The following is a 15,456-nucleotide window of genomic DNA, read 5'->3' as shown; positions in this document are numbered from 1 at the left end:
GTCCGGTGTTTCTTTTGTCCTGAAATGACTTAGGTTGTTTCGATAATCAGACCAAACAACAGTTGATGGGGATGTCATGACAAAGTCATTACGCAGAACTGGCCGTTTCTCAGCCAGTTTAACGCTCGCCGCTGCCCTGCTTTCTTCCGTTTCTCTTGCAAGTGCTGCAGAACTTAAGTGGTCATCACCGACCGACCCTCAGACCATGGATCCTCACGCGGTCAACTCCGCGCCTGTGCTTGGGTTCTTGAACAATGTTTATGAAGGTCTGGTCCGTCGTGACAAGGATATGGCAATCGAGGAATCTCTTGCTGAAAGCTGGGAACCGCTCGGCGGCGACGGCTGGCGCTTCAACTTGCGCAAGGACGTCAAGTTTCATGACGGCGCAGACCTCACCGCGGAAGACGTTCTCTTTTCCTATGAGCGCGCTTCTTCCGAAGAGGCCGACACCAGTTCCTGGTTCGCACCGGTCAAGGAAGTCAAGATCGTCGACGACCACACCATCGACTTTCTGACGCACGCCCCGAACCCGATATTCCCCGACTCAATTGCGAATTTCATGATCCTGGACAAAGGTTGGGCAGAGGCCAATGGCGCTGAACGTCCAGCCAAGGACAGCGAGACCTTTGCAACACTGAATGCAAACGGCACCGGCCCATTCAAGCTGACGTCTCGTGAGCCCGGTGTTCAGACAGTACTTGAGCCCAACGAAGGCTGGTGGGACGAGAAGAAACACAACCTCACCAAGGCCACTTTCATCCCGATTGCCAATCCGGCGACCGCCGTTGCCGGTCTTTTGAGCGGACAGGTTGATCTGATCAACCCGGTGCCCGTTCAGGACGTCGGACGGATCGAGGGTCAGGACGGTCTGACACTTCACCAGGACATTGAAGCCAGGGTGATCATGCTCGGTTTCGCACACGGCCATGATGCCTTGAAGTATTCGGACGAGACTTCCGACAAGAACCCGTTTCAGGATGTGAAGGTCAGGGAAGCGGTTCAAAAAGCAATCAGCGCAGAAGCGCTTGTCGACAAGATCATGCGCGGCAATGCCGAGGTTGCCAGCCAGCTGGTCAGCACCCAAATGAAAGGCTTCAGCGACGCGGCAAGCGAGCGCATCGGATATGATCCGGACGGCGCCAAGGCGCTTCTGAACGAAGCCGGTTATCCGGACGGATTCTCTTTTGGACTGATGTGCCCGAATGACCGCTACATCAATGATGAAGCACTTTGCAAGGCTATGGCGGCGATGCTGACACAGGCCGGCATGAAAGCCGACCTCAAGGCGATGCCCGTTCGAAACTACTGGCCGGAGCTGCGGGCCGGCAATTTCGATATGTATCTTCTGGGATGGTCACCCGGAACGTTCGATGCAGAACATCCGGTCCGTTTCCTTGTCACCACAAAGAATGATGAGAAGAAACTCGGCAGCTGGAACTTCGGTGGTTACTCCAACGAGCGCGTTGATGAACTACTCCCTCAGATTCAGAAGGAAATCGATGCAGAAAAGCGGCAGGCAATGTTGGATGAAGTGGCCACGATCATCCGCGACGATGTTGTCTATGTCCCGCTTCATGTACAGCCCCTGCTCTGGGGATCGAAATCCAATATCGACCTGACCCAGCGTGCCGACAACTTCCTCATGCTGCGTTGGATCAACGTGAACTAAGTTTACAGGACACTCCAATCCAGAAAGCCGGTGCAAATGCACCGGCTTTTTTTGTTCCTCTAATTTTTGGAAGTCTAAATTGCACCTAAAGGGGCGCAGCTACAGATCCTTTGCAAAAATTTCGCCTAAACACATAAATGTATTTAATACGAAAACCAAAATATTACATCGGATTCATGAATAACTATTAATATTGAATAGTAGAAAAACCTCCCCACGTCAAAAATGCGCAGTCAAATTTGTTTTATTTTGATCAACGCAGCATTTCTGGAGAGGAACACTATGACTACTCATATCGGATCACGTAACACTGCTTTGTTTGACATGACAACGCTGCTGGACCAGCAGCTCGATGCTTTGAAGTCGACCACAAGCCAGAAAGAAGCTGGGGGTCCGCCCGGCACAAATATTCAGACGGACACAACAGAGACAGAGGTCACCCGGCCAGGACAGCCGGACTACGCCCTCCCCTTTTTGAACCTCGACCCCTATGCCTTCAGCGGGAAAGACAACCTGCCGGTCGGCGACTTGCAGGAAGGAGCACAGGGCGGGATCACCTCGGAAGTCCAGTCCGCGAATGGTGCCGGAGAGCAGCAGCTCGGCCTCGGCCTTGAAATGATGAACCACACGTTCCGCACCTCGGACGGAACACTGGACATCATGACCCTCGCTGAGGAGCGGGCGACCGAAATCAAGTCCGGTTTCTACAATGGCCAGGAGATTGCCGTTGAATACCAGAGCGGGCTGATGCATGCGTTCGAAGGGAACTTCTACGACAACCAGTTCAGACAGCTCTATATCGAAATGGCCTCCGAGGTTGGTACCACAATTCAGGCAGAAACCTTTGATGAGCACGGCAACCAGGTTCTGACAGCCTTTGGCCAGGAACAGATGTTAGAGGTTTATGGCGAAGCGTTCGACTACGGGATCGCAGAATTCGAAATGATTTTCGAACTCGCTATCGACATTCAGTTGATCGATTTCGGCCGGTACGAGATGTCACTTTCGGTCATGTTCGAAGGCGAAATCGTCTACCTGAACGGCGCGGAGCGGGCCTATTTTTTCGAGTATGAAACGCCATTCCCGTTCTACTTCTCCAGCCTTGACGAGATTGAAATCGGTTCGCTTCCACAGGGCTTTTATGATGAAATCGCCCGTTTTACAGCTGGCATGGGTGAGGCCTGGGATGCAGTCGGAACGGTCAGTGACCACTTGGAATCGGTTTTGCTGCAGCTGCAGGAAGATGGGCACTATCAGCAGTGGGATGACATGGGTCAGGGCCTGGAAAATCCGTTCAATTTCAACCTGCCCAACGTAGATCCGTTCGCATAACAGATCACCTCGGCACTTGCAGGTGCAGCTCTTCAGCTTTCGGGGAACAGATTGACCGATTGCCCTCACTCTTGTGAGTGAAGGGCTTCGTCTTTCGTGACTTGATTTTGAGCCAGTCTTCGGCTCAATTGAACCTTGTTGCAAATCAGTCTTTTGATGCCCGAATGGGCCGATTCCGACATATCACTGGAGCCTGCCATGTCCCGCAAAGTCCGCCGTTTTCAGAGCGCTGTTAGCGCATCCAAAACCGGTCTGCGCGCAACGGTCATTGCTGCAGCTTTCAGTCTTGCCGCATGTCAAAACCAGTTCCAGACACCTTCGGACCTGCTTTTTGCACCGACGTTTTCCAAGGATCTCGGCAACATTCCTTACACCTACAACACACCTTACGACTGCCGTTCGTTCACGGGCAGTGGCTGGAAAGGCATTGCCAGCGGGCGCGTGATCAATTTTGACAGGCGCTATCAGATCTCACAGGCCGGTTGCTTTAAAACAGAGCAGGAATGCCAAGCCTGGCTGTTTTACATGCGTGACTATATCGACGTTCCACGTTTCATGCGCTGCAACACCTACACGGCTTGATTGACCCCGCTTTCCGGCAATGCTCCCTGAAAAATGGGCCGCTCTGCCATATAGGTTTCCATATGGTCACGCAGGCATTTCGCTCTGGCACTTAAAAGGCGGCCTGTGGGCCAGACCGCGTAAGCCTCACGCGTCTGTCCACACCAGCGCGGCAACACGAACTTCATCCGGCCTGCCAGGATATTCCCCGACGTTTCGGTGACCGGCAGCAGTGCAATGCCGTGCCCGTCCGCTGAGAACTGACAAGCCAGTCCGATATCGTCCACCGCAACATTTGCTGCTGGGTACCGGACAGCTTCTTCTCCCGTATCCAGGTTCCGGAGTTGCCACTGAGGCAGCGATGGCACCCAGATCAGCTTGTGTGATTGCAGGTCTTCAGGTCGCTCCGGAACACCTGCTTCGGCCAGATAGTCCGGAGAGGCGACCAGCATTGTTGCAACGCGCCCGACGTGTTTCTGATAGAGACGCAGATCGGTCTGAGGTCCGAACCGGAGCGCCAGATCAATTCGATTTTCCAGAAGGTCCTGGTTTTCATTGCTCAGTTGAAGTGTGAGCTGAATATCAGGATAGGCCTTCAAGAATGCTGACCACATTGGCTCCAGCATACCGACGGAGATATTCGTTGGTGCGGCCACACGCAGCCGCCCTCTCATTTCGGTCAAGTCCGCGCTCAATCCCCGCAATGAAGCCTCCGCCTGCTGGAGGAGATCGGCGAATGCCTCGTAATATACTTCGCCTTCGGATGTCAGCGAGAACTTGCGAGCCGACCGGTGAACGAGCTGCGCACCTATCTCTTCTTCCAATTTGCGCAATCGCCGCGTCACGGTCGCCGGTGGCACACCCAGCTGTTTGGCTGCGGCGGACAGGCTGCGATTCTGGGCGATGCGAATAAAAAGCGCGAGATCGTCAAGCATGATTTCATTTTTGAAAATTGAACTCTCACATATCGATATAGATTCTGAAATTCGAAATCAATACATCTTCAGCGTCCACACCAATCAGCAATGGAGAGTGCAATGTCGAATTACTTTGTGAGCGCAGGTATCGAGCTTCAGGGCGGCGCTGATCTGAAAGAAGCAGAAAACGGACTGCGGCTTCTGGCGGAACAGACCCAGAGCGAACCCGGGTGCATTCTGTTTGAAATCCGTCAGAACCTCAAACAACCGCAAAAGTTCACCCTGTGGGAATGCTGGACGAACCGGCAGGCGCTTCTGGACCATTTTGAAATGCCACACACAAAGGCCTATCTGGCGCGGAATCTGACGGAAGTGAGCTATATCGAAGAGCTTGGTGAAATCGGTTCGAATGCTCGAACGGACACGGCTTGAATTCAGATGAGACATCGGTTTATCGCAGCAATCCTGATGTCATTCGGCCTTTCGCTACTCATGTCCTGCTGGGTGACCCTCATCAATCTTGGGTGGACGGACGGGTTCGCCGGTCAATGGATGGCAGCCTTTCGGCTCGCCTGGCCACCGGCCGCCATCCTTGCATTCCTTCTCGGTCCACCCGTTCAAAGACTGGCCGGCTATTTCGAAAACCGTCTAACTAAATTCAAAGGATCGGAAAATGACACTGACCCGCAAAAATTTTGAAGAACTTGGCCTGCCGGTTGGCCCCTACACGCACGTTGTCAAACATGGGGACACGCTTTTTACTTCTGGTTTTACGGCATTCGGCACTGAACGGCGGACGGGCTCGGCGAGCGAACAGACCCATGCCGTGCTTGAACAACTGGAGTTTATCGCAGCACAATTTGGCAGAACTCTTGCCGACCTCATCAAGGTTACAGTGTTCATGACTGATCCGGCTGACATTCCGGGCATACGAAATGCGCTGTCGACCGGATATAAGGATGCCGTTCCGGCAAGCTCGCTTGTGATGGTTTCAGGATTATTTGCACCGGAACTGAAGGTGGAAATCGAAGCGATAATTGCCGTTTAGCACCGCCCGAGACCATTGTTTCAGAGTTCAGAAAGGTCTTTCCTGAAAAAGATCGTTTCTTCGATCGGTGTCGAATAATACGCGGGCACTTCAACAAAGCCTGCAGCTTTGTAGAGCTTGATGGCGCCGGACATAGACGGCAGCGTATCCAGCAGCATTTCGCTGTATCCAGCCGAAACGGCGGCATCAAGCACGCGGTCGACCAGACCCGCTCCGACGCCGTGTCCCCGCCCCTTCGGCAAGACATAAAGCCTTTTCATTTCACAAGCGCCATCGTCATTAAAGGCCCTCAGGCCGACACAGCCAAGGATCGCGCTCGCCTCGTCCTTTGCCACGAAAAGGGCACCTTTCGGTGGTGCATATTTACCGGGCATACCGGCAAGTTCTTCTTCAAACCCTTGATAGGACAAGTCGATGCCGAGCCAGTCCACATAAGCTCGAAAGAGATCCTTGACGGTGTTCAGGTCCTGCGCATCCGCCACGGGAGATATTGTAATACTGCTTTGAACTGTCATGAGATTGGCTGAAGACGTCCGCTTGATGGTATTGATCAATTTACAGGTTCAGCGACGGTCGGAATTGCTTTCAGATAGGCGGCAATCGCGTTTCTGTCGCTCGCTGGAAGGCGGGCCATATTTTCCTGCACATGGACCATTTCACCGCCAACCGAATCATATTCCGGCGTGAAGCCGCTTTCCAGATAGTAAGCAATGTCAGCTGCACTCCAGCTGCCAAAACCTCCTTGCGTTGGCGTGATATCCGGAATTCGCCCTTCCCCGGTGGGAGCCGGTGCACCACCAAGCCATTCAGACAAAACGAGGCCGCCGGCGAAGTCGCGCGGGGTGTGGCATTCACCACAATGGCCCGGTCCTTCAACGAGGTAGCGGCCCCGTTCCCATAGTTCGGCATCAATTTCGCCGTCGCCACTCGGTTGTGAAATGACTGGCGCCGGGTCCAGAAACATACGCTTCCATAGTCCGAGACCCCGGCGAATGTTGAAGGGAAAGCCGAGCTCGTGCGATGCAGCTTTGCCCTCGGCGGAAGGGACCGTTGCCATGAAGGCGTAAAGATCACCAAGGTCTTCCGGTGTCATCCGGGCGTAGGAAGTATACGGAAAGGCCGGATAGAAATTCTGTCCATCAGGCGACGTCCCGTGCGTCATTGCATTTGCAAAATCGATCAGAGACCAGCCACCGATACCGTCAGTCGTGCTAGACGAAATATTGGGAGCAACGAACACTCCAAAAGGTGTTTCAAGCCGCAGACCGCCACCGAGGTTCAGGAGATCGTCTCCCTTTGCTCCCTTCTCGGCATGACAGGAGGCACAGCCACCTGCCCAGAAAACAAGCTCGCCTTTCGCGGGGTCACCTTCTTTCAGCGCGGATGCTTCTTCCGCACTCATCCGTGTGGGAGCGGAGAGGCCCCAACCGATGGCGGCAGCAATCCCCGCCAGAACAACAAGTACAAGGATTGCCTTTTTCATCGGGCCTCTCCCGAAAAGACCAAAGAGAATCTCCGGATCGCGTCCGGTCAGTTCTTCTTACGGTACGTCTCGTGGCAGGATTTGCAAGTTGCTAAAACCGGCCCCATGGCTCCTTTGAATGCATCAAGATCTGCTGGGCCGTCTTTTCCTGAAGCCGCAGCTGCCTTTTCAGTCGCAGCCTGGAACTTTGCGAGCTCGGCCGCAAACCCTTCCGGGTTTTCCCAGATCGCCGCTGCAGCACCCGTATCGCCCTGATCAGAGCCTGCGGGATAATAATCGCCGAATGTCAGAGAAGCGGCTCTTACGGTGGCAATTGCTGCTTTTCCAGCAGCGGGAACATAGTCGATTTCAGCCTTCATCATGCCACCACCCAGACCGGCAGCAGCACCGACGGACGACATGATTGCCTTGCGGGTTTCAATGGGGTCATCGGATGCCTGCGCGGCGATACTGACCACACCAAGACCCAAAACCAATCCGGCCACGGCCATTTTCCTGACAATGCGCATATTTCTCTCCCTCTCGCGTCACGAGTTCGATGGCATTTCACACCGTGCAGAGTACAGCGCAAGATTGGAGCACTATCAAAATCACGCTCCCGTGATCTCCGCCCAAATTTGTAACAAAGTGTCGCTCCTTGCACGACACAACAAAAAACCCCGGTCGTGAGACCGGGGTTTCGTGTTCACGCCGATACGACGATGTTATTTGGTGGCAGCTTCGTAGAGCTCCAGGACGTAATCCCAGTCAATCATGCTGTCGACAAAGGCTTCCAGGTATTTCGGACGCGCATTGCGGTAGTCGATGTAATAGGAGTGTTCCCACACGTCGCAGCCGAGGATTGGCGTTGCACCGTGAACCAGCGGGTTCTCGCCGTTGGGTGTCTTCATGATCTCAAGCTTGCCGTCTTTCACGGCAACCCATGCCCAACCGGAGCCAAACTGGCCGATGCCGGCAGCAATGAAATCAGCACGGAACTTGTCGAAACCGCCCAAATCACTGTCAATTGCGGAAGCAAGCGCCCCCGGCAAAGAAGAACCTCCGCCGTTTTTCTTCATCCACTTCCAGAAATGGATGTGGTTGTAGTGCTGACCAGCGTTGTTGAAGAGAGGTGCGTTCTTGCCGTAGCTCTCCTTCACAATGTCTTCAAGAGACTTGCCTTCCAGACCACTGCCGGCAAGCAGCTCATTGCCCTTGGTTACGTAGGCCTGGTGGTGTTTGTCATGATGAAATTCCAGGGTTTCAGCAGACATGTAAGGTGCCAGGGCATCATATGCATATGGCAGGTCGGGCAATTCGAATGACATGACAAACTCCTCAAAAGGTCAGTGACCGGCGGTCCGGGCGAGCGCCAGAAGAACCGCTTCGAGCGGCAAAATAGGATTGCAACGGGCTGTCGGCAAGCATGTTAGGCAAAATAAAAAAATATTCTTGTTTTTTTATTCTGCCATCACGCCAGATCCAGGGATTTCAGAAAAATGTCTTTATGTGATCCGCAGCACGGCAAGTGTTACTGAGTTTGATATGGTCATGAAAGCTAATAGACCGGAGGCCAAACAAAGAGGAAAGAGTTATGTCTTTAAAAAACACTTACTCGATTGCCCTTATTGTTTCGGCAACAATCGTAATTGCTGCATTGTTCCCAAAATATACTGAAAAAAGCGACTGGAGCTCGCTTGATCAATGCTACAATAACTATAAAAGCTGCTGCAATCAGGAACAGAGCCAGCGTCCGGAATTCTGCACGCTCCATGGCTGAGCAACATTCAGTCTGCCGGACTTTTCAAAAACCAGTTTCCTGAAGTGCTGCCGATCGCCATATGGGCCGATCTCAGTGCTTGAAGTACCTTGAATGGCTTCCGTCTGCAGGCACTGCAAGCGGGCACGTTCCAATCACCAAATAAATCAATCAACCAGTAAGTTGACTGATTTGCTATCAACTGATAATTCATCCATATGGTTGAATGAATGCCCCCGTTCGCGGTTTCCTGAATGTCGGGCCACCCGTCGGACTACGGCAAGGAGGCGATAGTGGAATTTGAAAACGTAAACTGGATTGCAGTTGGTGCGGGCACGGTTGTCGCTTTTTTGTTCGGATGGCTGGTCTATTCTCCCCTGCTCTTCGCAAGACCCTGGGCCCAAGGTTCAGGTGTCGAACTCAACAAGGACAGCAAGCCACCAATGGGCGCTATGCTGCTCCAGATAATCGGGTTGTTCTTTTTGGCGACCGTGATTGGAATAACCGCAACATTAGATGCGCTTGTCGCTGCGATTCTCGCCATTTTGGCTGCAGCCGCGTTGACCATCTCCAACGGCGCTTTCTGCAAAAAAAGCAATGCTGCTCTTGCCATAGATGCCGGCTACATTGTGGGAGCCGGAGTCCTGATGATCCTTGCGCAGGCTCTTCTGTAGTACAAGCTAGTCCGCATACGCGAAGCAGCAGAAGTCTTCTTTCAAACTGCTATTGGAGAAATCGGGCCCTGACAGTCCGGCATTTTAGCCTGGGTCCCGATCCGGCTTCAGACCTGGCGAAGCAATCGAAATGCGCTTGAAATTCCATCGGCATGAATGACATGGCAAATCGAACGTGGCAATGTCCCTTCCATTCGCGCTAAATGGTGCTGACTGGAATTACCGGAAGCCGCGATACTGGAATGAAAGCCCTCTCCCGCGATCCGGCCACACTCGCAATCGGCGGTCTTTGCGCGCTCGCCGCAGCCATGGGTATTGGCCGGTTCGTCTACACGCCAATCTTGCCTTTCATGACAGAAGGCCTGAATCTGCCGGCAGATGAAGCTGGTCTGATCGCCGCCGCGAATTTTCTCGGTTATCTCTCCGGGGCACTTGCCGGCGCGTCGCGGTTTTTGTCGGGCAGTCCGCGTATGTGGTTCCTTGGCGGATTGCTTGTCAGCGCGCTGACAAGTGCGGCAATGGCTCTGACAACAGCACTTTTTGCATTTTTGGCAATCCGCTTTCTGAGCGGTATAGCCAGTGCATTTGTGCTCGTTTTTTCAACAACTCTGATACTTGAACGCCTGAACAATGCTGGCCGCGGAGGTCTCTCCGCCTTGCATTTTGCTGGCGTCGGCTGTGGCATTGCCTTCTCTGCAATGCTTGTCGCCGCCCTAGCGCATTCAGGCACTGATTGGCGTGGCCTGTGGTTGGCGAGTAGCGCGGCGACTTTCGTTTTACTGGTACTGGCGGCATTTCTGGTGCCGGGAAAAAACACATCCACCCCTAAGCCATCCCAAGAGATCCCTGCAAACGCAAAAAATAGCACGGTAACTACAATAAGTTATCTGGAGCCAGGTCTTGTTCGGTTGATCATTGCCTATGGATTGTTTGGTTTCGGCTATGTGATTACCGCGACATTTGTCTCCACGATTGCGCGAACGACACCTGCACTGCAGCCTGCCGAACCTTTTGTGTGGCTTGCCGTCGGCCTTTTTGCTGTGCCGTCGATCTATATCTGGAACAAGGTTGCCCATTCTCTGGGTGCAAGGCGTGCTTTTGCATTGGCCAGTATCATCGAAGCAGCCGGTGTCGCCCTCACAGTGATTGGACAAAACCCATCTGTCTTCCTGTTGGGTGCAGCCCTGCTTGGGGGCACGTTCATGGGCATGACCGCACTTGGCCTGATGGAAGGGCGGCGCCTGGCAAGTGCGGGTGGGCCAGAAGCGATCCGCAGGATGTTGGCCATCCTGACCGCAAGTTTTGGAATTGGCCAGGTAATAGGCCCGTGGTTTGCAGGTTACCTGCATAACCTCACCGGTTCATTCGATGGCGCTTCGCTGGCAGCAGCGGCGGCTCTGCTTGTCGCAGCTGCGCTTGCCGTCAGGTAGCCGCATATTTCCTGAGCTTCAGCTCTGCACACATTGAATGCATCTGGCGATCAGGAATGCGAGAAGTCCCAATAAAGGTCGCGCGCACGCGATGCAATTGGGCCGGGCTGAAGATCTCTCTCCTCGATGCGCTTTACCGGAGTGACCTTGTTGTAATTCCCTGTCGAAAAGATCTCATCGGCTTCGAGAAAATCCTGGTAGCCCATTGTGCGCTCGAACACATCATAGCCAGCAGATCTGAGCAGCTGAATGACACGCTGGCGTGTGATTCCGTTCAAAAAGTCCCGTTGGGAGCCGGTGTGTGAACCTTGCCGTCCTTTGCCATGAAAATGTTGGCGGACGTCAATTCAGCGACATTGCCGAGCATGTCCCGTACCACAGCATTGTCGAAGCCGCGCTCCTTGGCCTCAACCATGGCTCTGGCATTATTGGGATAAAGGCACCCGGCCTTCGCATTGACCGGCATGCATTCCATTGTCGGCCGTCTATATGGTGACAGCGTGATGCTCATCGCGGTGTCCCTGGGTGCCATCGGCGCATCAAACAGACAAAGGCAAAAACGAGTGCTGTCCGGATCCCCGGTGATCACACCCGGCCCATCATTTTCCGACCAATACATCGGCTTCACATAGATCTGCTGATCGCCTTTGAACTTGGCGCAGCCTTCCTTGGTAAGCTCCACCATTTCACCGACTTTCATGGTCGGCTTTATACCGAGCGCAATCGCAGAATCGTTGACGCGCAAGCAGTGCAGATCAATGTCGGGCATGACGCCATCGAAGAAACGGGCTCCGTCAAAAACACTTGACCCCAACCAGGAGGCATGGGTTCGCGGCCCCATGATAGGCGGATTGCCCGCGTGCCAAGTCCCGTCGATCCAGGTCCATGTGTCACTCCACCCGCTCATGCTTCCTCCAGTTTTTTCCTGTAGCCGGCTGTCCTAGGGACCGACACAACACCGGGCACATCCCAAGGTCAATAGCTTACCGCATGCTTGAAAAAAGTTGCTTTAATTTTTCCTGAAATGCACGCAACTTGAGACAGTTTACTCCATTCTTTAGTCAAAAACGGGAATTTTCTTCCTTCTGGTTGCTTTTCAGGAACTTGGACAGAATTGGAGACTGCCGCCACGCCATCGTGGTTGAGATGTTGACATCGAGATAGATATGTTCTCTATTTGTTCACATTCTTCAGAAAGAGGCCTGGGACATGGAACAGCGTATTTCAATGACAACTCTTGCAGTTCCCGATGTTGGAGCTGCCCGCAAATTCTTTGAAAGCGGCCTCGGCTGGAAAGTCAACGCCGCCCCCTCGCCTGAGGTCGTTTTCTTTCAGGTTATCGGAGGCGTGTTTGCGCTTTATTCGCGTGAAGCGCTGGCCAAGGAAATTGACCGACCGGTCACCGACAATCCGACCGGTGCGATCACCCTTGCCTGGAACGCCCGCTCCGAAAACGACGTCGAGGAGATGTTTGCCAAGGCAGTCAAGGCCGGGGCAAAACCGATAAAGACGCCCGAAAAAGCCTTCTGGGGCGGATACAGCTCCTATGTCGAAGTGCCCGGCGGTCACCTGTTGGAAATTGCGCACAATCCCTTCTGGACAATAACCCCGGAAGGAGCGGTAGAACTTCCAACATCGTAATCCGGCTTGAGCCTATGCCACTTTTGTCGCATATCAGCGTGCTTGACGCACGGTCCGCCAGAGGCTTCTCTGCCGCGGTTCATTTTAAGGCGATGGAGATCCGGGTATGGCACATGCCGCTTTTGTGTTTGACGCTTATGGCACCCTATTTGACGTGCATGCAGCTGTGCGTAAACACGCATCGAAACTCGGCCCAGACGCGCAAAAACTCTCGTCTCTGTGGCGTGAAAAGCAACTCGAATACTCCTGGGTTCGCGCTCTCATGGGTCAGTACAAAGACTTCTGGGAGCTGACACAACAGGGACTGGATACGGCTTTTGCGCTTGTTCCCTCGGCAGACCAATCACTTCGGGACGACTTGTTGAGCGCTTATTGGGAATTGGACTGTTATCCTGAGGTTCCCCAGGTTTTGACCGATCTGAAAGCGACAGGAGCAAAGATCGCCATCCTTTCGAACGGGTCACCTGCAATGCTGGAGGCAGCAGCGAAGGCCTCCGGACTGAGCGATCTGTTCGACGAGATCTTTTCGGTCGACGATCTGAAGACATTCAAGACCGATCCGCAGGTTTATGAAATGGTCACGACCCAATTCAGGATTTATCCTGAAGAGGTTTCCTTTCAGTCGTCCAACCGATGGGATATTGCCGGTGCAACTGCATTCGGCTTTCGCACGGTCTGGATGAACCGGACAGGCATGCCGGACGAATATCAGGACCTTGCCCCGAAGGCCGTGCTTGCGGATCTGACAGGCTTGATCGCCCTGGGCTAAGTTGCTGCCGAACGAGACCACCGGCAGGGTTTCCCTGCCGATGATTTTACCTGATTGGTTTTCCTTGATCAAAACGAGCGCGACAAGCCGATCATGAACCTATGATTGCCGGATGTGCGCTTGACGCTCGTGCCGCCGTAATTTGCCTTGTCGTCGACAATGCCTGTCACACTGTAGTCGGCGCGAAGTCTCCATTTGTCCTTCAGGGCAACCTCAAGACCGGCTCCCAGCACAGGGCCGAGGGATACGGAGGAGCGTTCCTTGCCATTGGCTTCAAGGCTGTGTTCCGTTGCAGCCAGACCGACGCTGACATAAGGCATGAAATTTCGGATTGGCAGCCCCGCCCTCGCCTTGGCACTGGCAGTCCACTTTGCGCCGGTTTTGACATTGCCCAAAACTGAATGCCGGGTTGTCTCGCGCCCGCCGAGATAAGTGGCACTGCCCTCAACACCAAGCACAAATCGAGACACATGCCAGTTGTAACCTCCAAAAAGGCCAAAGGCAGCATCCAGTCGTGAAACGTCCTTCGTTCGCCGATTTGCCTTGACCTCCGTCACCGTTTGAGACGGCCCTGCCTCAAACCCCAAATAGGGTCCCGCCCAAATAGACGTGGGGGCTGGAATGGGATCGAAACCAGGTGCCTCGAAGTCTCCGAGATCGGCCGCCCTGGCTCCCGAGACGAGCACGATCAGCACAACACACAAAATGACAGGCTCTATCAGCCAGTGACAGCGTAGTTTCCGCAGGACCGGGGAACGCCGCAGTTTGGCCGGAACAAAAAAAACATAATTGGCAAAAGAACTTACCATCGAGGATCTCGCTTGAGTTTTGAGTCTTACCTCGCTTCACAACTTTCATAAATTAATGTGAAACGATAATTTTAAAATTGCTAGCGATAATTTTTTTGTCAATAGCAATATCAAAATTATTGCATTTCGCTGGCTTGCGCTGTAGACACACCACCACGTGAGTTACCTATCGGAGCAACCAATGAACGATCAGGAATGGGCAGAGAGAGAAATACGGCTAACGAGAATCCGAAGGCTGTCCGCGTTCATGAAATGGACGGTGACTCTGGTTCTTGCCCTTATGGTATTGCTTGGCGCGGTAATTCTTTTTGAAGTTGCCATGCCAAGCAATCTGTTGATCGACCCGAATGAAACGATCGACATTGCAGAAGTCGAACGCAAGATTGGTGACATTCCATACGGCCAACGTTTGGGAATCGCTGCGCTTCTTTGGGTAGCGATCGCCTGTCTTTCCCTGTCGATCTGGAATATTCGACAGGTTTTCAAACGTTTCCAGATGATGGAATTTTTCTCTCCCAAGACGCTTGCCAACGTCATTTCCATTGGCGTCTGGCTGATCATCTTTGCTGTTTTTGACCTGATCAGCGATCCGATTGGTTCGGTGATCCTGACCTACGATCTGCCTCCTGGTGAACGCTCTATGGAAGTCTCGCTCGATGGCGCGGAAATTTTCTGCTTCATCCTGGGCGCGCTCATGCTTCTCTTTGGCTGGATCCTGCGCGAAGCAGCGCTGATCGCCGACGAGAACCGGCAGTTCGTCTGATGCGGGACTGGAGATCAATCAGATGATGCGAATGGAAGCGGTTGGCGGGTCTTCACGCCAGCGACGTATTCGGTTCCTTGCAAGGTCCTTGAAATGGGGTGTATCGATCTGTGTGCTGGGGTTGGTGATTATCGCTCTTGTGAGTGTGCTCTCCATCCTTGTTCCCTCGTTCGCAGCTCAGATAGGTCAGGCTGCCGTTTCAATCGATGAGACAGAACGTTTGCTTGCCGACATGCCAGTTGGAATGCGCGCAGCTCTGGCGACACTCGTCCTTGTCACACTCACACTTGTGTCCGGCGCGCTCTGGAGTTTGCGAAACCTGTGTCAGCAGTTTCAAAAAATGGATTTCTTTTCCCCGAAGACTTCAGAAGCCATTGTAGTCCTCGGTATCTGGCTTATCTCCTACGCCGTTTTTGATGTGGCCAGTGAACCAGTTACCTGGCTCATCCTCGGGCTGGACTTTGCAGGTGGCGAAAGGATTATTGACGTCGCCGTTGATGGTGAGGAAATATTTTGCATGATTCTCGGAGCACTCCTGCTCCTCTTCGGATGGATCATGCGCGAGGCCGCTCTGCTTGCAGAAGAAAACAGACAAATAATATAGCAACGGTGCACCGGGAAC

At 53.3% G+C, this 15,456-nt stretch carries 18 protein-coding genes and 1 pseudogene; 12 read left to right on the top strand and 7 right to left on the bottom strand.

Translation table 11 applies throughout. The annotated features are described in order from the left end of the window. The first annotated feature begins 76 nt into the window (after positions 1-76). The 3 genes from ACZ1HV_RS26995 to ACZ1HV_RS26985 all read left to right on the top strand — a co-directional run bounded on the left by ACZ1HV_RS26995 (position 77) and on the right by ACZ1HV_RS26985 (position 3,583). Positions 77-1,669: an ABC transporter substrate-binding protein gene (locus tag ACZ1HV_RS26995; protein WP_472716866.1), complete on the top strand. Its 1,593-nt coding sequence runs from the start codon at positions 77-79 to the stop codon at positions 1,667-1,669. 282 nt (positions 1,670-1,951) lie between these two features. Next, entirely contained in the window at positions 1,952-3,001 is a 1,050-nt protein-coding gene (locus ACZ1HV_RS26990; RefSeq protein WP_472716865.1) for a hypothetical protein, read from the top strand. Between the two features lie 198 nt (positions 3,002-3,199). Beyond that, a complete protein-coding gene (locus ACZ1HV_RS26985; protein ID WP_298965350.1) occupies positions 3,200-3,583 on the top strand; it encodes a hypothetical protein in 384 nt (127 codons plus the stop codon). On the opposite strand, the gene ACZ1HV_RS26980 is transcribed toward ACZ1HV_RS26985, so the two are convergent. Then, positions 3,571-4,497 carry a LysR family transcriptional regulator gene (locus ACZ1HV_RS26980; RefSeq protein WP_298986717.1) on the bottom strand — a complete coding sequence of 309 codons (927 nt, stop codon included), beginning with the start codon at positions 4,495-4,497 and terminating at the stop codon, positions 3,571-3,573. The genes ACZ1HV_RS26985 and ACZ1HV_RS26980 overlap by 13 nt on opposite strands. Positions 4,498-4,599: 102 nt before the next feature. On the opposite strand from ACZ1HV_RS26980, the gene ACZ1HV_RS26975 reads away from it, so the two are divergent. The 3 genes from ACZ1HV_RS26975 to ACZ1HV_RS26965 are packed head-to-tail and all read left to right on the top strand — an operon-like array spanning position 4,600 to position 5,527. Then, complete coding sequence (locus ACZ1HV_RS26975) at positions 4,600-4,911, top strand: putative quinol monooxygenase (protein WP_298986714.1); 312 nt, start codon at positions 4,600-4,602, stop codon at positions 4,909-4,911. Positions 4,912-4,917: 6 nt separating this feature from the next. Further along, positions 4,918-5,178, top strand: a complete 261-nt coding sequence (locus tag ACZ1HV_RS26970; RefSeq protein WP_363324510.1) for a DUF2798 domain-containing protein — start codon at positions 4,918-4,920, stop codon at positions 5,176-5,178. Further along, positions 5,153-5,527, top strand: a complete 375-nt coding sequence (locus tag ACZ1HV_RS26965) for a RidA family protein (protein WP_298818487.1) — start codon at positions 5,153-5,155, stop codon at positions 5,525-5,527. The genes ACZ1HV_RS26970 and ACZ1HV_RS26965 overlap by 26 nt, the downstream gene beginning before the upstream one ends. 20 nt (positions 5,528-5,547) lie before the next feature. Here ACZ1HV_RS26965 and ACZ1HV_RS26960 read toward each other — a convergent pair whose 3' ends face one another. The 4 genes from ACZ1HV_RS26960 to ACZ1HV_RS26945 form a co-directional block, all read right to left on the bottom strand. Next, entirely contained in the window at positions 5,548-6,081 is a 534-nt protein-coding gene (locus tag ACZ1HV_RS26960) for a GNAT family N-acetyltransferase (protein WP_298818485.1), read from the bottom strand. Beyond that, positions 6,078-7,010: a c-type cytochrome gene (locus tag ACZ1HV_RS26955; protein ID WP_472716864.1), complete on the bottom strand. Its 933-nt coding sequence runs from the start codon at positions 7,008-7,010 to the stop codon at positions 6,078-6,080. The genes ACZ1HV_RS26960 and ACZ1HV_RS26955 overlap by 4 nt, the downstream gene beginning before the upstream one ends. A gap of 47 nt (positions 7,011-7,057) precedes the next feature. Continuing rightward, positions 7,058-7,519: a c-type cytochrome gene (locus ACZ1HV_RS26950; protein ID WP_298818481.1), complete on the bottom strand. Its 462-nt coding sequence runs from the start codon at positions 7,517-7,519 to the stop codon at positions 7,058-7,060. 195 nt (positions 7,520-7,714) lie between these two features. Next, positions 7,715-8,317: a superoxide dismutase gene (locus tag ACZ1HV_RS26945; RefSeq protein ID WP_298818479.1), complete on the bottom strand. Its 603-nt coding sequence runs from the start codon at positions 8,315-8,317 to the stop codon at positions 7,715-7,717. A 724-nt stretch (positions 8,318-9,041) separates the two neighbouring features. On the opposite strand from ACZ1HV_RS26945, the gene ACZ1HV_RS26940 reads away from it, so the two are divergent. Together ACZ1HV_RS26940 and ACZ1HV_RS26935 are read left to right on the top strand one after the other, a co-directional pair. Beyond that, positions 9,042-9,422 (top strand): DUF1761 domain-containing protein, encoded by a 381-nt coding sequence (locus tag ACZ1HV_RS26940; RefSeq protein ID WP_472716863.1) that lies wholly within the window; start codon positions 9,042-9,044, stop codon positions 9,420-9,422. A 242-nt stretch (positions 9,423-9,664) separates the two neighbouring features. Next, the gene (locus ACZ1HV_RS26935) at positions 9,665-10,852 is read left to right on the top strand and encodes a YbfB/YjiJ family MFS transporter (protein ID WP_472716862.1); all 1,188 of its coding nucleotides are present in this window, start codon (positions 9,665-9,667) and stop codon (positions 10,850-10,852) included. 50 nt (positions 10,853-10,902) lie between these two features. Here the strand turns inward: ACZ1HV_RS26935 and ACZ1HV_RS26930 are convergent. Beyond that, a pseudogene (locus tag ACZ1HV_RS26930) lies at positions 10,903-11,759 on the bottom strand (branched-chain amino acid aminotransferase). Between the two features lie 302 nt (positions 11,760-12,061). Here ACZ1HV_RS26930 and ACZ1HV_RS26925 point away from each other — a divergent pair. Both ACZ1HV_RS26925 and ACZ1HV_RS26920 read left to right on the top strand, forming a co-directional pair. Further along, positions 12,062-12,493, top strand: coding sequence for a VOC family protein (locus ACZ1HV_RS26925; protein WP_298965369.1), 432 nt, complete (start codon positions 12,062-12,064; stop codon positions 12,491-12,493). A gap of 106 nt (positions 12,494-12,599) precedes the next feature. Next, positions 12,600-13,262, top strand: a complete 663-nt coding sequence (locus ACZ1HV_RS26920; RefSeq protein ID WP_298965371.1) for a haloacid dehalogenase type II — start codon at positions 12,600-12,602, stop codon at positions 13,260-13,262. A 68-nt stretch (positions 13,263-13,330) separates the two neighbouring features. Here ACZ1HV_RS26920 and ACZ1HV_RS26915 read toward each other — a convergent pair whose 3' ends face one another. Further along, complete coding sequence (locus tag ACZ1HV_RS26915; RefSeq protein WP_472716861.1) at positions 13,331-14,071, bottom strand: outer membrane protein; 741 nt, start codon at positions 14,069-14,071, stop codon at positions 13,331-13,333. Between the two features lie 181 nt (positions 14,072-14,252). Here ACZ1HV_RS26915 and ACZ1HV_RS26910 point away from each other — a divergent pair, with 181 nt between their 5' ends. Continuing rightward, positions 14,253-14,834 (top strand): DUF2975 domain-containing protein, encoded by a 582-nt coding sequence (locus tag ACZ1HV_RS26910; RefSeq protein WP_298818465.1) that lies wholly within the window; start codon positions 14,253-14,255, stop codon positions 14,832-14,834. A 22-nt stretch (positions 14,835-14,856) separates the two neighbouring features. After that, positions 14,857-15,438: a DUF2975 domain-containing protein gene (locus ACZ1HV_RS26905; protein ID WP_298986696.1), complete on the top strand. Its 582-nt coding sequence runs from the start codon at positions 14,857-14,859 to the stop codon at positions 15,436-15,438. The last annotated feature ends 18 nt before the right edge of the window (positions 15,439-15,456 follow it).

The organism is Roseibium sp. JB4-4 (assembly GCF_055693425.1).
This window is presented reverse-complemented; position numbering and strand designations above follow the sequence as displayed.